This is a genomic window from Zhengella sp. (assembly GCF_041397485.1).
Classification (GTDB): Bacteria; Pseudomonadota; Alphaproteobacteria; order Rhizobiales; family Rhizobiaceae; genus Zhengella.
This window is the reverse complement of the sequence record NZ_JAWKWO010000003.1, coordinates 457,990-476,713: the sequence shown is the minus strand read 5'-3', so window position 1 is coordinate 476,713 and position 18,724 is coordinate 457,990. Positions and strand designations below refer to the sequence as shown.

The following is an 18,724-nucleotide window of genomic DNA, read 5'->3' as shown; positions in this document are numbered from 1 at the left end:
TTGTTTTCAAGGCCCTGCTTCCAGCAGCGGACTCTGTGCGCTAAACAGGGCGCAGCCGCGCGCATCGCGCTTCAGCACTCGCATCCGGAGGAAAGACGAACCATGGCAAAAGTTGCGTTCATCGGCCTTGGCGTCATGGGCTATCCCATGGCGGGCCACCTGAAGACCAAGGGCGGCCACGACGTCACCGTCTACAACCGCACTGCCGCCAAGGCGGAAAAGTGGGTCGCCGAATTCGGTGGCACCCATGCACCGACACCGGCGGATGCGGCAAGGGATTGCGATTTCGTCTTCGCCTGTGTCGGCAATGACGACGACCTGCGCTCGGTGACCACGGGCGAAAACGGCGCGTTCTCGGCCATGAAACCGGGCGCGGTCTTCATCGACAACACCACCGCCTCCGCCCATGTGGCGCGCGAGCTGGCCGCAGCGGCCGCCGGGCGCGGTTTCGGCTTCATCGACGCCCCGGTCTCCGGCGGGCAGGCCGGCGCGGAAAACGGGGTCCTCACGGTCATGTGCGGCGGCGACGCGGAAACCTTCGCCCGCGCGAAGCCTGTGATCGAGGCCTTTGCCCGCATGGACGGTCTCATGGGCCCCGCCGGCGCCGGCCAGTTGACCAAGATGGTCAACCAGATCTGCATTGCCGGCCTTGTCCAGGGATTGGCCGAAGGCATTCATTTCGCGAAAAAGGCCGGGCTTGACGTGGAAAACGTCATAGACGTGATTTCCAAGGGCGCCGCCGGCTCATGGCAGATGGAAAACCGTCACAAGACGATGAACCAGGGCAGTTACGATTTCGGCTTCGCGGTCGACTGGATGCGCAAGGATCTCGGCATCGTGCTGGAAGAAGGCAATGCCAATGGCGCCTCCCTGCCCGTCACCGCGCTTGTGGACCAGTTCTACAAGGATGTGCAGACCATGGGCGGTGGCCGCTGGGATACCTCCAGCCTGCTGGCCCGGCTGGAAAGGAAATAGGCTTCACGCCTCATCCGCCACCGGCGAGTTGCGCGTCCAGATGAAGGCGAGCACGCCGGAAAGGGTGATGGCCTGGACGGCCAGCACCCAGCTTGGCAGGGCCATGACGACCGACAGCGCAAAGGCCGCCGCGATGGCCACCGTGGCGGCCTTTTTCGCGCGTGTCGAAATGGCCCGGTTGTCGCGCCAGTCGCGGATTGCCGGCCCGAACGTCCGATGATCGACCAGCCAGGCCTCGAAACGCGGCGAGGATCGCGAGAACAGGAACGCGGCCAGGATCAGGAACGGCGTTGTCGGCAGCAGCGGCAACGCTATGCCGGCAATGCCAAGCACAAGCGACAGAAGGCCTGCGGTGAACCAGATCGGGCGCATGTCCTGTCTCCGCACCCCTTCCAAGCAGATTGCCGGGTGCTTTCCGCAACCAAGATAGGACCGGCTGACGGCAGCACAAGGCCGGGGCTTGTATCCGGACAGCAAGTCGCAGCCTCGACCGTTTGACGCCGCCGCGCGAATTGGACAGAATCAGGCTGCAAGCCACTGCCGCTGTCCGGCCGGCTGCGGCGAAAGGGGCAGAGGTGCCATGGCTCTTGGAAAATCGGCGACCGTTGACGCCATCATAGGCCATCTCTCGGCCCTGGAATCGCCGGTAAACAAGGCAGGCATGGCCCGCTACGGTATCCGTGCCGACCGTGCATTCGGCGTCTCCAATGCGCTCTTGCGGCCATTGGCGCGGCAGATCGGGCGCGACCACGGCCGCGCGATGGACCTCTGGGCGACGGGCTGGCGCGAAGCGCGCCTGCTTGCCGCCTTCACCGCTGACAGGAAGAAGCTCACGCGGGAAGAAGCAGAAAGCTGGGCAGCGGATTTCGACAGTTGGGAAATCGTGGACGGCACCGCCGCGCTCTTTGCCGAAACGGATTTCTGGCCGGATCTGGTGGCGGAATTCGCCGACGACGAGCGCGAATTCGTCCGCCGCGCCGCTTTCGCCACGCTGGTCTGGGCATGCGTTCACCGAAAGAAGGAGCCGGACGAAACCTTCATCGCCTGGCTGCCACTCATCGAGCGTCATGCCACGGATCCCCGCAACTACGTCAGAAAGGCCGTCAACTGGGCGCTGCGCCAGATCGGCAAACGCTCGCTTGCATGCCATGGCCCTGCCCTGGCAATGGCCAAACGCCTCGCCGCAAGCGAAGACCCGACCGCCCGCTGGATCGGCCGCGATGCGGTCCGGGAACTCACCGGTGAAAAGACGCTGGCGCGGCTTCAGGCCCGCCAGGAGCGCCAGGCCGCGCGGAGGCAGACCGCATGACAAGCCTGCCCGCCATGCCGCCTCTGGCGCCCGTTTCTCCCGCCCCGAAAATGTGCGCGTGCCTGCTTCCCATCGCGCTTTTGGCCTTTGCACCCGGTTCCGCCGGGGCCGCGCCGCCAGCGCTCATCCCGCCGCAGGCCACGAACGACGCCCGGCCCGTCATTCCTGTCCTCGATCTGCAACGCCCCGGCCGAGGCTATGCGGCACAAGCCGGCCGGACGGCTGATTTCCAGGGCTTCGTGCTTCCGCTGGAGCAGGAGGGCGACCAGGTCTACAGCTTCCTGCTGGTGCCCTGGGCCGGTGCCTGCAGCCACATGCCCGCGCCACCGCCGGACCAGATCATTCTCGTGGTTCCGCAGACGCCCTTCACCCTGGCGCAGATCTACGAGCCGGTGACAGTGACCGGCTTGTTGCGTGCACGCCACGAGATTTCACAACTCTTCGTGCTCGACGGAGTCATGCGTGTGGAATCCGGCTTCGTCATCTCCGCCGCCACGATCAGCATCGGCAGCGCCGCCATCAGGCAGGCGCCGCCGGCCGCACGCTCACCCTGGAAGTTCCTGACGCCGGCGCCACGCTAGGCCCCTTTTGTCAAAAACCCTCGGCAGCTTCCTCGGCGATCTCGTTGAGCAGCGTGTTCACCTGGTCGCGGCCCGCGCCTTCGGGCAGCTTGCGATGCCCCACCACGACGTGTCCCGGATTGTCAGCCGTTTCATAGACGAAAACCACATAGGGACAGTAGGCGATGTCGCCGATATCGGCCTCCATCACCTGGCGCGAGACAACGGCAGAGCAGAAGGTGAAAAACTCGGCATCGTTGTAGAGCGCCTTGCTGGCGCCCACGTCGCCAGCGGTGCGCTTCAGCATGTCGCCAATGAAACCGTGATAGTCGATCTTGAAGCCACGGTTGACGATGGCATCGTTCACCGCTTGCGCGGTATCGGCAAAGGCATTCTGCGTGGTGACGGTGAAAACGTCTTCGCCGGCGGCCAGGGCCGCTCCGGCCTGGCTGGCCAAAAGGCCGATGCCGGCTGCAATCACGAACTTTTTCATGGCACTCCTCCCTGCGTCTGGGGCATGGGTCAAACATAGCATTCATTGAATATGCGATCCGCCCGGTCAACAGGGTGCGGCATTTCGTCTTGCACTTTCGTACAATTTCCGCCGAGCGCATTGAACGAAGGTCGAATCCAATGAATAATACTGCCTAAGCACTCCAAGAGGTGCATTATATTTCATTGGTCCGGACCTGAGGGAGGAAATCATGGACTTCAAGACCCTTGCGGCAAGCGCCGCGTTATCGGTTTTCATATGCACGGGCGCGCTGGCCCAATCGGCCGAGGATTTGAAGATGGACGCCTCGACGCCGGGCGACATCCTGACCTACGGCATGGGTCACGGCCAGCAGCGCTATTCGCCGCTCGACCAGATCAATCGTGACACCGTCAAGCGCCTCGTTCCGGTCTGGAACTATTCGCTCAACGATTCGCGGGGCCAGGAAACCTTTCCTCTCGTCCTGGACGGGGTCATGTATGTGACCTCGCACAATGCCACGGCCGCCATCGATGCGCGCACGGGCAAGCAGATCTGGAAGACGATGGTGGAATACCCCGCTGAGACGCCGCGCGTGGCCTGCTGCGGCATCGTCAACCGTGGCGCTGCCATCTATGAGGGCAAGCTTTTCCGCACCACGCTGAATGCCAATGTCGTGGCGCTCGACGCCAGGACGGGCGAGGAAGTGTGGTCCACCAATTCCATCGACTTCAAGACCGGCTATTCCATGACGGTCGCCCCGCTGGTGGCCGATGGCGTGGTCATCGTCGGCGTGTCCGGCGGTGAATATGGCATCCGCGGCTATATCGAGGGCTACGATCCGAATTCGGGCGAGCGCCTGTGGCGCACCTACACGGTTCCCGAGCCCGGCCAGCCAGGTTCCGAAACCTGGCCGTCCGACAGCGACGCCTGGAAGAATGGCGGCGGCCCCGCCTGGCTGACCGGCACCTATGATCCGGATCTCAACACGGTCTATTGGGGTGTCGGCAATGCGGGTCCGTGGAACGCCGGCGTCCGCCCGGGCGACAATCTCTATACCGGCTCCATGCTGGCGCTCGACCCGAAGACCGGGGAGATCAAGTGGCACTACCAGTTCACGCCCAACGATCCGTTCGACTATGACGGCACGAACGAACTCGTCATGGCCGACATGGACGGCAAGAAGGTCGTGATGCAGGCCAACCGCAACGGCTTCTTCTACGTCATCGACCGGACCAACGGCAAACTCGTCGCCGCCAACAAGTTCATCGACCGCGTCGACTGGGCTGACAGCATCGACCTTGAAACCGGCAAGCCGGTGGAGACGGAAGTCGCGGCAAAGGCCCGCTCCGGCGAGCAGGTGCAATACTGGCCGTCTGCCTTCGGCGGCAAGAACTGGTCGCCCATGTCCTACAATCCGGACATGCAGACCGCTTTCGCCAACACGCTCAATATCGGCATGAACTACAAGGCGGTGGAGCCGCAATACCGCGCCGGCGTGTTCTATTTCGGCGCCGACTTCTCCTGGGCCTGGCCCGATGGCGACCGCGGCTATCTGCGTGCCATCGATCCGATGACCGGCGAAACGAAGTGGAAGGACGGCACAGCCATCCCGCGCATGGCCGGCGTGCTCTCCACCGGCGGCGGACTGGTTTTCACCGGCCAGATGACCGGCGAGTTCGAGGCATTCAACGCCGAGAGCGGCGAGAAGCTCTGGCAGTTCCAGACTGGCTCCGGCATCGTCGGCCAGCCTGTGACCTGGGAGATGGATGGTGCGCAATACATCACCGTCGCCTCCGGTGTCGGCGCCGTCTACGCCCTGTTCTCCGGGGACGAGCGGCTGGCCAGCGTTCCGGCCGGCGGCTCCATCTGGACCTTCAGGCTGATGGGTGAATGACCGGATGAAGCTTGTCGCATTTGCATTCTGGCTTCTGGCGCTGCTTGCAGCGCCGGTTGCCGTCCTCGCATCCGATGGTGCCAACACCATTCCGGACGTTTCAAAGGGCACCTCGCTCTACAAGCAGTTCTGCTCCCATTGCCATGGCATCAACATGGTCAATTCCGGCGCATCCTCCTTCGACCTGCGCAAGTTCCCGCGGGACCAGAAGGACCGCTTCGTCACCTCGGTGACCAGGGGCAAAGGCAACATGCCGGCCTGGGGCGACATTCTGCTGCCCGAGGAGGTGGAAAATCTCTGGCTCTACATCGTCACGCGCGGCGGCAAGGAACCGCCGCCGGCAAGGGCCGCGGCACCTGAAACACCCGGGAAGGATGACAAGGAAGCCTCCCTCGGAACAATCAAGGAAGGCAGGCTCACAGCCTGCCTTCCGTCCAATGGGGGTGCGCTTTCCCGCCGCCGTCACCAGGGCGGTGCCGGTCTGGACTATGTCCTGGCGCAAGCCCTGGCCAGTCGCCTGGGGCTTGGGCTCGATGTCGTCTGGTTCGAAAGCGAACCGGAGGAGGAATCCGATCCCGTTCGCGAGACCTACGCCCTCCTGTCGCATCGCATCTGCGACATCGTACCGGACCATCCGCTCTACGAATCCAATATCGGCGAGCCGCCATCGCAACGCGCCGCGCCGCCGCGCTGGGACACCATGCCGCAATACTGGACGCAGGCCATGCAGGTGGACCTTGAACCGATTGCGGCCACCCGCCCCTATCGCCGCGCCGAACTGGCAATCGTCGTCAGCCCGAAGGCCGGGGGCAGACGGATCGCGCGCTTGTCCGACCTGGAAGGCCTCACCGTCGGCGTCCAGCAGGGAACGCTGGGCGGCGTCATCCTGACCACCCAGTTGCCGGCCGCGATCAGGACGCAATCGGTCATGCTGCCGCCCGGTCCGCAATTCCTCTGGCGCATGGAACAGGGCATGTTCGATGCCACGCTGACCGATACCGGGGCCTATGACAGCCACCGTGTCCAGAACCGCATCACGCGGTTGGAACTGACCGGCTACCGCCACCCGATCGGCTTCAACATGGGCATTGCCTACCGCAAGTCCGATGCGGCCCTGGGAGCCCATCTCGATGCAGCGCTGGCCACCATGCTGGAAAGCGGGGAGGTCGAGGCCATAGCGGCCGGTGAAGGCGTTACCTGGGCACCCCCGCGCGATCCCCTCATTGCCCCGCCTCTGACCACGCGCGATCTTTTCACCATGCGCTGAGCAGGCGAACGGACCCGGCCGCCCTCATTCCTTGTCGAGTACCAGATAGTCCAGCGGAAGCTCGGTCGTGTACTTGATCTGCTCCATCGCGAAGGAGGACGACACGTCGCGGATTTCGATCTTCGAGATCAGCCGCTTGTAGAAGCCGTCATAGGCGGCGATGTCCGGCACGACGACACGCAGCAGGTAATCGACATCCCCGCTCATGCGGTAGAACTCGACCACTTCCGGAAACTCCGCGATCACCTCGGAAAATCGCCGCAGCCATTCGTTGGAATGGGAATTGGTGCGGATGGAGACGAAGACCGTCACCCGCGCATTCACCTTTTCCGGCGCCAGGATGGCCACCCGCTTGCGGATTACTCCGTCCTCTTCCAGCTTCTGGATGCGCCGCCAGCACGGTGTCGTCGACAGGCCGACCTTCTTCGCGATATCGGCTACAGCCAGCGTGGCATCTTCCTGCATGAGGCGCAGGATTTTCCGGTCAAGGCGGTCCATGACAACAGGCTCCGTGAAATTTTTCTCTGAATGCGCCTGTTTCAACGCGCCTTCAAGGCAACAGAAGCTGAATTGCGGCATCCGATTGGAATTTTTTTCCATGATCGGCGATCAGCAATGGTCTGGCGGTCATGCGCCGGTCAGCCTTGCCACTTCGGCCCTGAGCTCCGGCAACAGGTCTCTCTCGAACCATGGATTGCGTTTCAGCCAGGCCGTGTTGCGCCAGGAGGGATGCGGCATCGGCAGGACAGCCGGCCCGTCTGTCCGCCGCGATGTCTCATCGAGGATGCGCCGCCAGTCACGCACGGTCTCGGTCAGGTTCTCGCGGCGCAATGGGCCCAGATGCCATTTCTGGGCATACAAACCGATGGCAAGCACCAGTTCCACCTGTCCCATGGAGGCCATCAGTTCATGCCGCCACGCCGGCGCGCATTCCTTTCTCGGCGGCAGGTCGCCGCCCTTCGCATCAAGGCCGGGGAAGCAGAAGCCCATGGGCGCGATGGCGACGCGGGCGGGATCATAGAAGATGTCGCGCCCGATACCCATCCAGTCGCGCAGCCGGTCGCCGGACGGATCGGTGAACGGCGCGCCGCTGGCGTGAACGCGCGTGCCGGGCGCCTGGCCGGCGATCAGCAGCCGCGCCGTCGCGGAGGCCACGACGACCGGCCGTGGCTCATGCACCATGGGCGCACCGCTGGGGCATTCCACGCAGATCCGGCAGGAACGGATGCGCGCGGCAACAGCCTCCGGCGCGTGTCGGGTGCCGGAGGCCATGCGATCAGGCGCCGTAGCTCGGCCGCGCCTTCATCGCCTCGTACCAGCGGGTGAAATTCGGCACGTCGTCGGGGATGGCGATGCGCGCCGGCTTCATGAAGTCGGTGGCGACCGTCGCCGTGATGTCGGCGATGGAATAGTGGTCGCCGGCAATGAAGTCGCGGCCTGCCAGCTCGCTGTCGAGAAGACGGATGAAATCCAGCGCCTTGGGCCGGTTGGCCTCGCCCCATTCAGCCACCTGTGGCACTTCCCATGTGGCCATGGCCGGATGCGTATGGCGAAAGGCCTGCGCCACGGGCGCCAGGAAATGATGCTCGCAGCGCCGCTCCCACATCTCGATGATCGCCACGTCCAGCGGCGTCTTGCCCATCAGGTTTGGCTGCGGATAGAGCGCCTCGAAGTAACGGCAGATGGCGACCGATTCCGAGATGCAGGTGCCGTCGCCCAGTTCCAGCACCGGCAGGCGCTGCAACGGATTGCGCTTGGTCACCGCGTCGGACTTGTGGCCGAGCGCCCCCATGTCCACCGGCTCCAGCGGCACATCCACGCCCTTCTCGGCCAGAAAAATGCGCACGCGGCGCGGGTTGGGCGCCTTGCCGCCGTCATAAAGCTTCATTTCAATCCTCCCGGAAAGCCGATTGTTATGATTCATCATTCTTGCAGCGTAGGCGCACCCCGGTCAAACAGGATTTGCCCAAGCCAGTGGACAGCGGCCGACAGCAGGTCATGCGGCCGACCGCCGGCCTGGCCCCGGCTCACGCGCCACGCTTGCGGCCGCTCGAACGCGCCCGCCCAAAGCCCCCGCCCCGCCAGGCGGGCATCCGTTTCCTGGCTCGCATATGCGCCATAGGCGACGGCCCATCCGGCCGAGACCATGGCCGCGTTGATCTCGGTACCGCCGGCATGGCAGACGGCGAGAAGACGGCGATAACGGTCCCGCTCCCAGCCGCCGCACCGCACGTCCTGACCATCGATCAGACGCCCGAGCGCGGCGCGCGCGGTCTTGCCGCAGGCATAGGCCGCACCGTCTTTCCGACAGATCTGATCCAGTTCCGGCGCATCGATGCCGCGCAACCGGATCCGCTCGCCAGCGACGCGCAATGTGTCGCCATCGACAACCCTGGCCGCGCCCCGCACTTCCAGGCTCGCGGTCTTTTGTGCGCCTGCGGCGACCAGCGCCACCAGCCCCAGCAGCACAAGCGCCAGCGCGATATCCATGATGCGGCGAAAAACGCGGTGTAGCCGGGACGTCCTGTTCAACGAATGGCTGCGCTTCATCAGGGTCCGTTAACCATTCGCTTCTAGTTTGAGCCGTGTTTCATCGCTCGTGAAGGTCCCGCGAACAGGTCATGTCCGTCGCATTCTCAGACATTGCCGACAAGAACGTTCTAGACAAGCGCAAGACGCACCGCAATTCGGAGGTGGCGCGTGCCATTCGCTCGACTCGTGAAAAGCTGTCCACGCGGCCCGGCAACCTGAATTTCGACCGCGCGCTTCTCAAGATGCATGCCAGCTCGGTCATGGCCAGCGCATGTGCCTTTCCCATCCTGATCGGCATCATGACTCTGGCGGGCCTGGCGCTCGGCATCGGCCTGATGATGATCGTCTGGGGCGCGATGTCTGTCCTGCTCTACGGCGCGGTCATCGAGACGGCCCGAAAGGTACGCGCAACGCCGGAAGACCAGATTCACGTTCCCACCGTGACCCGCCGCTTTCTTTTCGTCCACGCCGTCGCCGGCCTGGGATGGGCGGGCTTCGTCTTCATCCCCTGCGAGACCTGCGGCCCGGACCAGGCCGCCATCATGCGCGCTGTCCTTCTGTTGCTGGCCATCGCCGCGACAGCGGTCATCGCCTGGGCCCTGAACGGGGCGCTTACGGCATCCTTCACCGCGCCCGTCGCGCTCAATGCCTACCTGACCGCCATCGATTTCGATCCGGCGCGTGCAGCCATGGCCGCGATGCTCGTCGCCGCGCTGCCATTCTTCGCCTATATCGCGCGCCATCTGCATGCATCCGCGGTCATGACGCTGTCCTTCCGGTCGGAAAAGGACGCGTTGATCGCCGAACTGGAAACCGCCAACGCGATTTCGGACGAGGCGCGGCGGCGCGCCGAGGAGGCCAATCTTGCCAAGTCGCGCTTTCTGGCCTCCATGAGCCATGAATTGCGAACTCCCCTCAACGCCATTCTCGGTTTTTCCGAGGTGATGGCCGGCGAGATGCTCGGGCCGTTGCGTAACGAGACCTACAAGGAATATGCCCGCGACATTCACGGATCGGGAAAACACCTGCTGGATCTCATCAACGAAATCCTCGACCTGTCGCGCATCGAGGCCGGCCGCTACCAGGTCAACGAGGAACCGGTCTCGCTGGTCGAGATTCTCGACGACTGCGCGCACATGCTCGACATCAGGATCCGCGGCAAGGACATCCGCATCGTCAAGCAGTACCAGGCCGCCCTGCCCTTCGTTCTGGCCGATGAACGCTCCGTGCGCCAGGTCGCCCTCAACCTGCTGTCCAACGCGGTGAAATTCACCCCGCAGGGCGGCGAGATCACCATTCGCGCCGGCTGGACCCGCTCGGGCGGTCAGTACATGGCAGTGATCGACAACGGCCCCGGCATTCCCGAGGACGAAATCCCGGTCGTCCTGTCCGCTTTCGGCCAGGGCTCCATCGCCATCAAGAGCGCGGAACAGGGCACGGGCCTGGGCCTGCCCATCGTCCAGGCCATCATGAAGATGCATGAGGGCAGGTTCGAACTGCGGTCCAAGCTGCGCATCGGCACCGAAGTGATCGCAACCTTTCCGGCCAAACGGGTTCAGTTGCAGGACAATGAACCGGAGCGCACGGCCGGCGAGGTTGGCGCGGCCTGAAGTCTTGTCCGGGCCGTCGCCGCGTCAGTGCCTGGCGCCGGTTTCTGTTTCCCGTTTCGCCGCCATGCCCGTCTGGCAGGCCAGCGCCGTGCGAACGAGCCCCGCGCCAAGCGCTGCCGAGGCCCCTTCGCCCATTGCGATTCCGAAATCGAGCAGAGGTTTCAACCCGAGCCGCCTTGCAGCCTCCGCCTCGCCGGGTTCGCCCGACAGGTCGGCCAGCACGCAATGCCCCGTGGCCAGCGGATTGGCTTTCCACAGGATCGCCGCCGCCAGGGGCGCGTATCCGCCCAGCACCACCGGAATACGCTCCATGCGCGCCGCCAGGATCGCCCCGGCCATGGCGGCGAATTCGCGCCCGCCGACACGGCGCAACGCCTCCAGCGGGTCCGCCAGCGCATCGCCATGGGTGGCAAGGGCGGCCTCGATGACCGCGCGGCGCGCCTGGCCTTCCGCCGTCGAGACATCCCCTGCCCACATGCCGGGTTCGCCCCCGAACGCCGCCGCCATCAGCGCGCCAGCGACAGCACCGTTCCCCGCGCCGATATCGCCCAGCGCCAGCAGGTCCACACCGCCCATGATGGCTTCCATGCCGAAAGCCATGGTTGCGGCACACTGGCGTTCCTCCAGTGCCGCCTCCACGGTGATGTCGCCGGTCGGATGATCCAGCGCCAGATCGAGGATCTTGAGGCTGAGATTCTGTGCCTCGCAGACCTGGTTCACCATGGCCGTGCCGGAGGCGCACAGGTCGACGCGCCGCTTCGTTTCCTCCAGTGACCAGGGCCCGCGCGCGGCCGCGACATGGCCGTGATTGCCGGCAAAGATGGCGGTCAGCGGCTTCATCACGGGTTGCCGGGCATTGCCACGCCAGCCGGCAAACCACTGCGCGATGGAACCGATGCGTCCAAGCCGGTCGCCGGCCAGCATTGCCTTGCGGGTCTCTCCCGCCTGGGCCAGCGCGTCCCGGTCGGGATTCGGCAGATTGGCGATCAGGGAACGGAAATCGTCGAAGGGCGTAGGCTCGGCCATGGGGCAGTGCTCCGGATGCGATTGTTTTGCAGCGCACATAGAGCATTTTTGCCATTGCGCAAAATCCCGCCCACGGCCGCCTTGCAAAAGATGATCGGCAAACCCATCATAATCCCATGAACATCGCGTCGCGCGCGCGGAACAAGCCGTGCCACAGCCGGCGGCAACACGCCAGGACCGTCATGCTCTCACCCTGCATCCTCGTCTGCTCCATCGACCAGAAATCCGGCTATTGCTTCGGCTGCGGCCGGACCACGGGCGAGATCATGAACTGGATGTTCTACACCGACACCGAGCGCGAAACGATCATGGCCGCGCTGCCCGAACGGCTGTCGACAGTTGAGCGCAAGCCGCGCCGCGATACCCGGCGCACACGCATGGCAAGACAGCGCACGTCGCCGTCATGAGCCGCTTCTTCTGGATACTGATCGCCATCATTGGCGCGGCCCTGGCATGGCTGCTTCTGACAGGCGAAAGCGGCGCGGTATTCGGCCTCGACAATGATCGTTTCGCCCGGCTCGTCTATCTCGGGCTGCTGGGCGCCGTCATCGGGGCCGTGGCCGTGCGTTCGGCAGGGCGTTTTTCGAATGTGACGCGAAGCATCGCCATCTGGCTTGCCCTCCTTCTGGTCCTGGTCGCCGGCTATCAATACCGCTTTGAAATGCAGGACGTGGCAAGCCGCATCACCGGCGGGCTGGTGCCGGGCAGTCCCATCGCGATGACGGGCGAGGACGGCCACGCCATCATGGTCATGCGGTCCGATTCCGGCCATTTCGAGGTCGACGCCCGTGTCAACGGCCACCCCCTGCGCCTGCTCGTCGACACGGGCGCCACCAGCACCGTCCTGACCGAGCGTGACGCGGCGGCCGTGGGCATCGATGTCGGTGCGCTCGCCTATACCATGCCGATCCAGACCGCCAACGGCCGCACCGAGGCGGCCCGCGCCCGCATCGACGAGATCGAAATCGGCACGATACGCCGCCAATCGCTGCCCGTTCTTGTCGCCCGCAGTTCCGGTCTCGGGCAGAGCCTGCTGGGCATGAACTACCTCAACACGCTGGACGGGCTGGACATCCGCCGCGACCGGCTCATCCTGCGCGATTGAGCGCGCCCCTCATGTCAGGCTGAAGAAGAACCGCGCCGCAACGATCAGCAGGAAGATGCCGAAGGCGATTTCAAGCTGCCGCTTGCTCACCGCATGGGCCACGCGAACGCCCAGCGGCGCGGCCAGCATCGTCACCGGTATGATGCAGGCAACCGCGATCCAGTTGACGAAACCGGTGGAGCCGAGCGGAAGGTTCGGGTCGCCCCAGCCTGCCCATACATAACCCAGGACACCGGGAATGGAGATCAGCACGCCCACGCCCGATGACGTAGCGACCGCCTGATGCATCGGCCGGCCGAACACCGTCATGAACGTGTTGTTCAGCACGCCGCCGCCAATGCCCATCAGCGTGGACAGGAAGCCCAGGACGAGCCCGACAATCGCGCGCACCGGATTTCCGGGGATCTCGGAGCCGATCCGCCAATGCTCGCGGTTGAGCAGCAGCCGGAGCGCAACGACAATGGCGATGCAGCCGAAAATCGCGCGAAGCCCGGCACTGGAAATCGCCGCCGCCACGAGCGATGCCAGCACGACGCCGGCCGGCACCGGAATGAGGAAGCTCTTCAGCAGCGCCGTGTCGACGGCATTGCGCCGGTAATGCGCCTGGAAGGAACGCAGCGACGTCGGCACGATGATGGCGAGCGACGTGCCGACTGCGATGTGCATGCGCACGCTCTCGTCCACGCCAATGGCGCCAAGGGCCTGGTAGAATACCGGCACCATGACCGCGCCGCCGCCAATGCCGAACACGCCGGCCAGGATACCCGCCACCAGGCCAACCGCGATTCCGGCTGCCGCGAAGGACAGCAGTTCCATCAATGGCAAGTCGCCCATGGTTTCCCCTCCACGCCGGACATGGCGTGTCCGCTAGCCCGTTCCCGTGAACATGTAAAGTATTGGCGCGGTTTGCGACCGGAGCGGGCCGGTTCGCTCCGGTCGCAAACTCTAGGCTGCCGGCAAGCAGGCGCCCTGCCAGTCCACTGCCGCGAAGGCCTCGCGCAGCACCTCCGGCCCGGCGCCGGGCTTCACCGCCTCTGTCGACAGGATCTGGCGCCAGCGCCGGGAACCCGGCATGCCGTGAAACAGGCCCACCATGTGCCGCGTGACATGGCCGAGCCGCCCGCCGCCGGCGATATGGGCCGCGCAATACTCCGCCATGGCGTCGATGAGTCCCGGATAGTCCGGCGCGCGGGACGCCGCTCCGTCCAGCAGGGCGTCGGCGCCCCAAAGGATGTCCGGCTGCTGATAGGCCGCGCGCCCCAGCATCACGCCGTCGACATGGTCCAGTTCGTCGCGCGCCATGTCCAGTGAAACGATTCCGCCATTGATGCCGATGAACCAGCCGGGATAGCGCGCCTTGAGCCGGTGAACCCGGTCATGGTCAAGCGGCGGGATGTCCCTGTTTTCCTTCGGGCTCAAACCCTTGAGCCAGGCCTTCCGGGCATGCACCCACAACGCATCGGCGCCCTCGCCGTGTACGAATCCGGCAAGCCGGTCGAGCGCCTCTTCCGGATTCTGGTCGTCCACGCCGATCCGGCACTTCACCGTGACGGGAATGGAGACCGCCGCCTTCATGGCCGCGACGCTTCGCGCCACGACATCCGGCGTCAGCATCAGGCAGGCACCGAACGTGCCCGATTGCACCCGGTCGGAGGGACAGCCGACATTCAGGTTGATCTCGTCATAGCCGAAGCCCTCGCAAATGCGTGCCGCCTCGGCCAGCTTGTCCGGGTCCGAGCCACCGAGCTGCACCGCGACCGGATGCTCCGCCACGTCAAAGCCCAGCAGGCGCGCGCGCGGTCCATGTATGGCGGCATCGGCCACCATTTCCGTAAACGGCTACGCACATCGCCCTCTCCCCAAAAATAATTGGTACTTGGTACAAGAGCAGAATGGATTAAGCTTTGATTTTATGACACAAATTGCGCTCTAACCGTCCAATCCATCATCGGCGCAATGGCAAACATATGCCCTTGGTATTGCAACGATTTTCCTTCTTGCTTGATGGATTGGAGGGAGAACGTGCACACAAATGTGCGCTTTTTTCGCCCTCTTACCCAGCAATTCGATCCTTCTCTGTGCACGTTTTGTGCATAGAAATCCAGTCAAGGCCGATCTGCGCGATGGTCGCAGTCGCAAAGCTCAAGGGCCAACAACGAAGCGGTGATATTGATTGAAGTCCCTGCTCGTCCTTCTTCAAGGATAGACAGGCTCTCCTATTGTTGCTCCTGGTACATCGCTCTGATTGCAGATCCAGGCATGAAACCTCTGTGCAGTCATCGTGGGTTCCACCGTCTTGGGAACGACGAGATGATAGGCAAAGGACGTATCGAAAGCCTGTTCGAACGGGTTGATAAGAATACCTTTTTCAAGCTCGTCACGGACCAGCCAGGATGCAAACAGGGATACGCCGATCCCGTTGATCGTGGAGCTCAACTGAAAATGGCGATCCTCAAGCATCATCTGTGATTGCTTCGGTTCAAGCGCCAGATTGTTCCCCGACAGCCACTCTTCCCACATCCGCGTGTCGTCCACATGCAGCAGCGTACAGCCAAGGATATCGGACGGTTGACGGATGGGGTGGGATTTCAGATAGGCCGGACTGCAAAGGACAACCAGTTTTTCTTCCCACAGGCGGGTGACATGAAAATTGCCCCAATTGCCGCGCCCCCACTGGATGCCAAGATCGGCAAAGCGTTCGGGATTGTTCATCCGCACGTAGCTGTTGTTGTGATTCTGGATTGACAGGTTCATGTCGGGATTGGTTTCAAGGAGATGGCCCAGACGCGAAGAAAGCCAGCGGCTTGCAAACATGGGCAGCAGGGCGATCCGGACAGAAGCGGGTGCATGGGCGATCCGGTCGAGGCCTGTCCGGATGGCGCCGAGTCCGCGCTCGACATGCCGGGCCAGTTGCGTCCCCTGCTCGGTCGGCTGAAGTCCGCTTGCGGTGCGCCGGAAAAGGGCGACCGCCAGATCCTCTTCCAATTTTTTTATGTGATAGCTGACAGAGCTCTGGCTGATATTGAGCAATTGAGCGGCACGGGTGACGTTTCCGGCATCAAAAACAACCATAAACACCTGAATCGAATAGATATTCCGAACAATCTCCATCGAACCCGAAAAGCTCCCCCATGACTGCTGCCTTTGTTACATTATCGAATTTTTCGAAATAGCCCAAGAATCTTTGAATTTTTCCCGCACAGTGCGAGCCGCTAGCCTCTTCTCGTCCGCATGACAATGCGGGAGGGAGGAAACATGACGGTCGCGGTTCTCGAAGTGGACCAATTGTGCAAGTCGTTCGGAGGCGTGCATGCCATCCGCAACCTGTCCTTCTCGGTCGCGTCCGGGGAAATCCTGGGGCTCATCGGGCCGAACGGGTCAGGCAAGTCGACAACCGTGAACGCCCTTGCCGGCGTGTTTCCGGCAACGTCGGGCACGATCATGCTGGGCGGCGCGCATGTGCAGGGCCTGCCCGAATATGAACGCGTGTCGATGGGTCTGGCGCGCACGTTCCAGACGGCAAGCACGTTTCCCGAATTCACCGTGCGCGAACAGGTCGCCCTGGGTGGATCGGTCACGCTGAGATCGCACCCGGCATCCTCCATTTTCCGCATGGGACGCCATCTGGAGGAAACCGAGGCGCTTGATGCACGCGTTGGCGACATTCTGGAACTGACCGGTCTGGACGCAGTTGCCGGGCAGGCCGTAGGCACGATCTCGTCCGCCCAGCAGCGCTTCCTGATGATCGCGACCGCGCTGGCCGCGGAGCCGAAGATACTCCTCCTCGATGAACCGGCCGCAGGCCTTGTTTCGAGCGAAAGGCAATTGCTTTCCAGCATGATCAAGGCGATCCGCGACCGGGGTACCTCCGTGCTGGTAATTGAACACCACATGGCATTGATCATGGAGGTTTGCGACAGGATCGTCGTGTTGAACTTCGGCTCCAAGATCGCCGAGGGCACGCCATCGGAAATCCGGAACAACCAGGCCGTCATCGATGCCTATCTGGGCGAGGCTGTCTGAGATGCTGAACATCCGGAACCTGAAAGTCAGCTACGGCCCGATCGAGGTCATTCACGGCATCAGCCTGGATGTCAACGAAGGGGAATGTGTGGCGCTGATCGGCGCCAACGGTGCGGGAAAGTCCTCGACCCTCAAGGCCATTTGCGGGCTGGTTCCCGCAAGCGGCGGCACGGTGACCTTCGAAGGACGCGATATCACCAATCTCAGCGGTCATGCCGTGGTGAAGGCCGGCATCACCATGTGCCCGGAAGGCCGGCAGGTCTTCCCGCAGATGAGCACGTTGAAAAACCTGCGCATGGGCGCCTACACACGCAACGATGAAGAACAGGACGCGGACCTGGAGCGGATGATGGGCATGTTCCCGATCCTCCGCGAACGCGCCCACCAGGCGGCGGGCACCCTGTCTGGTGGCGAGCAGGAAATGCTCGCCATTGCGCGCGCGCTGATGGCCCGTCCGAAACTGTGCATCTTCGACGAGCCGTCGCTCGGGCTGGCGCCGAAGATCGTGGCCGAGGTGGCCGCCACCATCCAGCGGATCAAGGAGATGGGAATGACCATTCTTCTGGTGGAACAGAACTCGCTCATGGCCCTTCGCCTTGCCGACCGGGCCTATCTGTTCGAGGCAGGAGAGATCGTTCTCAGCGGCACCGGGGAGGAGCTGCAATCGCATCCGGAGGTGGTCAAGGCCTACCTTGGCCACTGAAGGTTCACGAATACCTGAAGGGAGGAAGTGCAATGAAGCTCGGAGTTTCGTTCTTGACGGCGGCAATGATGCTTGCCGGCCCGGCCGCGCTGGCGGCCGAGAAGACACTGGATATCGGCGTGTCCGATGCGCTGACCGGCGGCGCGGCGGTCTATGGCCTGCCACAGGCCAACGCGGTGAACATGGCGGCTGAGGAAATCAATGCCAAGGGCGGCATCAAGGTGGGCGAGGACACCTACAAGCTCAATGTCATCGCCTATGACGACAAGGCCAATCCCACCGAGGCGACCAACGCGGTCCGCAAGCTCATCGACCGGGATGGCGTCAAGTTCATCCTCGGCTTTTGCTGCTCCGGCGCAACCGGTGCCGTTGCCTCGTTCATCGCGAACGAGGATGCGGTGATGCTGGTCGGAAATGCTGCCGAACGGTCGATCACCACGCGGGAAATTTCGAACCTGGTGCGCACCCGCCCGCCAGCCGACTACACCGGGGCTGCGGCAGGAACCTTCGTGGCCCAGAAGGGTCACAAGAAGGTCGCTGTTCTCGGCGCGCTCGATGTGGGCTTCTATGCCAGCTATGTCGATGCTTTCGAAAAGGAACTGAACAAGGCGGGCGGTGAGATCGTCACCCGTGAATCCTTCGGTCTGAAGGATCGCGACATGACCCCGCAGCTCACCAAGATCCGCGAACTGAACCCGGATGCAATCCTCGTCGTCGGCTATGTCGAACCGGCCGCCTTCATCTATCGCCAGGCAACCGAACTGGGCATCGACGTGCCGCGCTACGGTTTCACCAGCGGGAGCGAGGAGCAGTTCCTGCGCGTTGCGACCTCCGAGCAGATGGAAGGCGTCTGGGACCTTCGTCCGACCGAACTCACGCTCCTGTCGGCCAGTGAGAACGGCAAGGCGTATCATGCCAACTACACCGCGAAATACGGGATCGCGCCCTCTCCGAGCTCGCCCTATGCCTATGACCAGACCTATGCTCTGAAACACGCCCTCGAAGCGGCCGGCACGGTCGAGGACACGGCGGCAGTTGCGGCGGCCCTGCGCGAACTGCCGGTGCCGGAGGAAGTGGTCATGCAGTATCTTCCGGTCGATGGAAAGATGTTCGACGTCAACGGCCAGGCCTACACGTCCAACGGCGCCTTCCAGTGGCAGGACGGCAATTGGGTGTTCGTCCAGGACCTGCCCTCGGACGCGGAAGCGTATTCCAGGTTCCTGAGCACGATCGACTGAGGTCCTC

At 63.5% G+C, this 18,724-nt stretch carries 21 protein-coding genes; 11 read left to right on the top strand and 10 right to left on the bottom strand.

Annotated features, from left to right (window positions below; all coding sequences use genetic code 11):
- Positions 1 to 63 precede the first annotated feature (63 nt).
- The gene (locus R3D65_RS11885) at positions 64 to 975 is read left to right on the top strand and encodes an NAD(P)-dependent oxidoreductase (RefSeq protein ID WP_371275574.1); all 912 of its coding nucleotides are present in this window, start codon (positions 64 to 66) and stop codon (positions 973 to 975) included.
- A gap of 3 nt (positions 976 to 978) precedes the next feature.
- Here the strand turns inward: R3D65_RS11885 and R3D65_RS11880 are convergent, their stop codons facing one another.
- Positions 979 to 1,347, bottom strand: coding sequence for a YbaN family protein (locus R3D65_RS11880; RefSeq protein ID WP_371275431.1), 369 nt, complete (start codon positions 1,345 to 1,347; stop codon positions 979 to 981).
- 208 nt (positions 1,348 to 1,555) lie between these two features.
- On the opposite strand from R3D65_RS11880, the gene R3D65_RS11875 reads away from it, so the two are divergent.
- A complete protein-coding gene (locus R3D65_RS11875; RefSeq protein WP_371275430.1) occupies positions 1,556 to 2,284 on the top strand; it encodes a DNA alkylation repair protein in 729 nt (242 codons plus the stop codon).
- Positions 2,281 to 2,865, top strand: a complete 585-nt coding sequence (locus R3D65_RS11870; RefSeq protein WP_371275429.1) for a DUF3299 domain-containing protein — start codon at positions 2,281 to 2,283, stop codon at positions 2,863 to 2,865. The genes R3D65_RS11875 and R3D65_RS11870 overlap by 4 nt, the downstream gene beginning before the upstream one ends.
- 10 nt (positions 2,866 to 2,875) lie before the next feature.
- Here R3D65_RS11870 and R3D65_RS11865 read toward each other — a convergent pair whose 3' ends face one another.
- On the bottom strand, positions 2,876 to 3,337 hold the full coding sequence (locus tag R3D65_RS11865; RefSeq protein WP_371275428.1) for a DUF302 domain-containing protein: 462 nt from the start codon (positions 3,335 to 3,337) through the stop codon (positions 2,876 to 2,878).
- Between the two features lie 211 nt (positions 3,338 to 3,548).
- Between R3D65_RS11865 and R3D65_RS11860 the strand changes: the two genes are divergently transcribed.
- Together R3D65_RS11860 and R3D65_RS11855 are read left to right on the top strand one after the other, a co-directional pair.
- On the top strand, positions 3,549 to 5,213 hold the full coding sequence (locus tag R3D65_RS11860) for a PQQ-dependent dehydrogenase, methanol/ethanol family (RefSeq protein WP_371275427.1): 1,665 nt from the start codon (positions 3,549 to 3,551) through the stop codon (positions 5,211 to 5,213).
- Between the two features lie 4 nt (positions 5,214 to 5,217).
- The gene (locus R3D65_RS11855; RefSeq protein WP_371275426.1) at positions 5,218 to 6,480 is read left to right on the top strand and encodes a c-type cytochrome; all 1,263 of its coding nucleotides are present in this window, start codon (positions 5,218 to 5,220) and stop codon (positions 6,478 to 6,480) included.
- 24 nt (positions 6,481 to 6,504) lie between these two features.
- On the opposite strand, the gene R3D65_RS11850 is transcribed toward R3D65_RS11855, so the two are convergent.
- From R3D65_RS11850 to R3D65_RS11835, 4 genes are all read right to left on the bottom strand, one after another.
- On the bottom strand, positions 6,505 to 6,978 hold the full coding sequence (locus R3D65_RS11850) for an Lrp/AsnC family transcriptional regulator (protein WP_371275425.1): 474 nt from the start codon (positions 6,976 to 6,978) through the stop codon (positions 6,505 to 6,507).
- Positions 6,979 to 7,107: 129 nt separating this feature from the next.
- On the bottom strand, positions 7,108 to 7,752 hold the full coding sequence (locus tag R3D65_RS11845; RefSeq protein ID WP_371275424.1) for a uracil-DNA glycosylase family protein: 645 nt from the start codon (positions 7,750 to 7,752) through the stop codon (positions 7,108 to 7,110).
- A gap of 4 nt (positions 7,753 to 7,756) precedes the next feature.
- Positions 7,757 to 8,368: a glutathione S-transferase gene (locus R3D65_RS11840; RefSeq protein WP_371275423.1), complete on the bottom strand. Its 612-nt coding sequence runs from the start codon at positions 8,366 to 8,368 to the stop codon at positions 7,757 to 7,759.
- Between the two features lie 35 nt (positions 8,369 to 8,403).
- The gene (locus R3D65_RS11835) at positions 8,404 to 9,030 is read right to left on the bottom strand and encodes a thermonuclease family protein (protein WP_371275422.1); all 627 of its coding nucleotides are present in this window, start codon (positions 9,028 to 9,030) and stop codon (positions 8,404 to 8,406) included.
- A gap of 71 nt (positions 9,031 to 9,101) precedes the next feature.
- Here R3D65_RS11835 and R3D65_RS11830 point away from each other — a divergent pair, with 71 nt between their 5' ends.
- Complete coding sequence (locus R3D65_RS11830; RefSeq protein WP_371275421.1) at positions 9,102 to 10,622, top strand: sensor histidine kinase; 1,521 nt, start codon at positions 9,102 to 9,104, stop codon at positions 10,620 to 10,622.
- Positions 10,623 to 10,646: 24 nt separating this feature from the next.
- Here R3D65_RS11830 and R3D65_RS11825 read toward each other — a convergent pair whose 3' ends face one another.
- Positions 10,647 to 11,648: a nicotinate-nucleotide--dimethylbenzimidazole phosphoribosyltransferase gene (locus R3D65_RS11825; protein WP_371275420.1), complete on the bottom strand. Its 1,002-nt coding sequence runs from the start codon at positions 11,646 to 11,648 to the stop codon at positions 10,647 to 10,649.
- Positions 11,649 to 11,830: 182 nt separating this feature from the next.
- Here R3D65_RS11825 and R3D65_RS11820 point away from each other — a divergent pair, with 182 nt between their 5' ends.
- Both R3D65_RS11820 and R3D65_RS11815 read left to right on the top strand, forming a co-directional pair.
- On the top strand, positions 11,831 to 12,055 hold the full coding sequence (locus tag R3D65_RS11820) for a DUF1289 domain-containing protein (RefSeq protein WP_371275419.1): 225 nt from the start codon (positions 11,831 to 11,833) through the stop codon (positions 12,053 to 12,055).
- Positions 12,052 to 12,753 (top strand): TIGR02281 family clan AA aspartic protease, encoded by a 702-nt coding sequence (locus R3D65_RS11815; RefSeq protein WP_371275418.1) that lies wholly within the window; start codon positions 12,052 to 12,054, stop codon positions 12,751 to 12,753. Before R3D65_RS11820 ends, R3D65_RS11815 begins: the two co-directional genes overlap by 4 nt.
- 9 nt (positions 12,754 to 12,762) lie before the next feature.
- On the opposite strand, the gene R3D65_RS11810 is transcribed toward R3D65_RS11815, so the two are convergent.
- From R3D65_RS11810 to R3D65_RS11800, 3 genes are all read right to left on the bottom strand, one after another.
- Entirely contained in the window at positions 12,763 to 13,587 is an 825-nt protein-coding gene (locus R3D65_RS11810) for a sulfite exporter TauE/SafE family protein (RefSeq protein ID WP_371275417.1), read from the bottom strand.
- Between the two features lie 111 nt (positions 13,588 to 13,698).
- Positions 13,699 to 14,580, bottom strand: a complete 882-nt coding sequence (gene dusA / locus R3D65_RS11805) for a tRNA dihydrouridine(20/20a) synthase DusA (protein WP_371275416.1) — start codon at positions 14,578 to 14,580, stop codon at positions 13,699 to 13,701.
- A gap of 369 nt (positions 14,581 to 14,949) precedes the next feature.
- Positions 14,950 to 15,864: a LysR substrate-binding domain-containing protein gene (locus R3D65_RS11800; RefSeq protein WP_371275415.1), complete on the bottom strand. Its 915-nt coding sequence runs from the start codon at positions 15,862 to 15,864 to the stop codon at positions 14,950 to 14,952.
- Between the two features lie 144 nt (positions 15,865 to 16,008).
- On the opposite strand from R3D65_RS11800, the gene R3D65_RS11795 reads away from it, so the two are divergent.
- Genes R3D65_RS11795 through R3D65_RS11785 form a run of 3 tightly spaced genes read left to right on the top strand, consistent with a single transcriptional unit; the run spans position 16,009 to position 18,717 of the window.
- Entirely contained in the window at positions 16,009 to 16,776 is a 768-nt protein-coding gene (locus tag R3D65_RS11795; RefSeq protein ID WP_371275414.1) for an ABC transporter ATP-binding protein, read from the top strand.
- A 1-nt stretch (position 16,777) separates the two neighbouring features.
- The gene (locus tag R3D65_RS11790) at positions 16,778 to 17,479 is read left to right on the top strand and encodes an ABC transporter ATP-binding protein (RefSeq protein ID WP_371275413.1); all 702 of its coding nucleotides are present in this window, start codon (positions 16,778 to 16,780) and stop codon (positions 17,477 to 17,479) included.
- A gap of 32 nt (positions 17,480 to 17,511) precedes the next feature.
- Complete coding sequence (locus R3D65_RS11785; protein ID WP_371275412.1) at positions 17,512 to 18,717, top strand: ABC transporter substrate-binding protein; 1,206 nt, start codon at positions 17,512 to 17,514, stop codon at positions 18,715 to 18,717.
- Positions 18,718 to 18,724 lie beyond the last annotated feature (7 nt).

Excerpts from the sequence above, each read along its gene's own strand:
- R3D65_RS11790 (WP_371275413.1), top strand. The coding sequence starts at position 16,778 with ATGCTGAACATCCGGAACCTGAAAGTCAGCTACGGCCCGATCGAGGTC.
- dusA (WP_371275416.1), bottom strand. The coding sequence starts at position 14,580 with ATGGTGGCCGATGCCGCCATACATGGACCGCGCGCGCGCCTGCTGGGC.
- R3D65_RS11860 (WP_371275427.1), top strand. The coding sequence starts at position 3,549 with ATGGACTTCAAGACCCTTGCGGCAAGCGCCGCGTTATCGGTTTTCATA.
- R3D65_RS11825 (WP_371275420.1), bottom strand. The coding sequence starts at position 11,648 with ATGGCCGAGCCTACGCCCTTCGACGATTTCCGTTCCCTGATCGCCAAT.
- R3D65_RS11835 (WP_371275422.1), bottom strand. The coding sequence starts at position 9,030 with ATGAAGCGCAGCCATTCGTTGAACAGGACGTCCCGGCTACACCGCGTT.
- R3D65_RS11845 (WP_371275424.1), bottom strand. The coding sequence starts at position 7,752 with ATGGCCTCCGGCACCCGACACGCGCCGGAGGCTGTTGCCGCGCGCATC.
- R3D65_RS11850 (WP_371275425.1), bottom strand. The coding sequence starts at position 6,978 with ATGGACCGCCTTGACCGGAAAATCCTGCGCCTCATGCAGGAAGATGCC.
- R3D65_RS11830 (WP_371275421.1), top strand. The coding sequence starts at position 9,102 with ATGTCCGTCGCATTCTCAGACATTGCCGACAAGAACGTTCTAGACAAG.
- R3D65_RS11840 (WP_371275423.1), bottom strand. The coding sequence starts at position 8,368 with ATGAAGCTTTATGACGGCGGCAAGGCGCCCAACCCGCGCCGCGTGCGC.
- R3D65_RS11820 (WP_371275419.1), top strand. The coding sequence starts at position 11,831 with ATGCTCTCACCCTGCATCCTCGTCTGCTCCATCGACCAGAAATCCGGC.
- R3D65_RS11865 (WP_371275428.1), bottom strand. The coding sequence starts at position 3,337 with ATGAAAAAGTTCGTGATTGCAGCCGGCATCGGCCTTTTGGCCAGCCAG.
- R3D65_RS11785 (WP_371275412.1), top strand. The coding sequence starts at position 17,512 with ATGAAGCTCGGAGTTTCGTTCTTGACGGCGGCAATGATGCTTGCCGGC.
- R3D65_RS11795 (WP_371275414.1), top strand. The coding sequence starts at position 16,009 with ATGACGGTCGCGGTTCTCGAAGTGGACCAATTGTGCAAGTCGTTCGGA.
- R3D65_RS11815 (WP_371275418.1), top strand. The coding sequence starts at position 12,052 with ATGAGCCGCTTCTTCTGGATACTGATCGCCATCATTGGCGCGGCCCTG.
- R3D65_RS11875 (WP_371275430.1), top strand. The coding sequence starts at position 1,556 with ATGGCTCTTGGAAAATCGGCGACCGTTGACGCCATCATAGGCCATCTC.
- R3D65_RS11880 (WP_371275431.1), bottom strand. The coding sequence starts at position 1,347 with ATGCGCCCGATCTGGTTCACCGCAGGCCTTCTGTCGCTTGTGCTTGGC.
- R3D65_RS11870 (WP_371275429.1), top strand. The coding sequence starts at position 2,281 with ATGACAAGCCTGCCCGCCATGCCGCCTCTGGCGCCCGTTTCTCCCGCC.
- R3D65_RS11810 (WP_371275417.1), bottom strand. The coding sequence starts at position 13,587 with ATGGGCGACTTGCCATTGATGGAACTGCTGTCCTTCGCGGCAGCCGGA.
- R3D65_RS11800 (WP_371275415.1), bottom strand. The coding sequence starts at position 15,864 with ATGGAGATTGTTCGGAATATCTATTCGATTCAGGTGTTTATGGTTGTT.
- R3D65_RS11855 (WP_371275426.1), top strand. The coding sequence starts at position 5,218 with ATGAAGCTTGTCGCATTTGCATTCTGGCTTCTGGCGCTGCTTGCAGCG.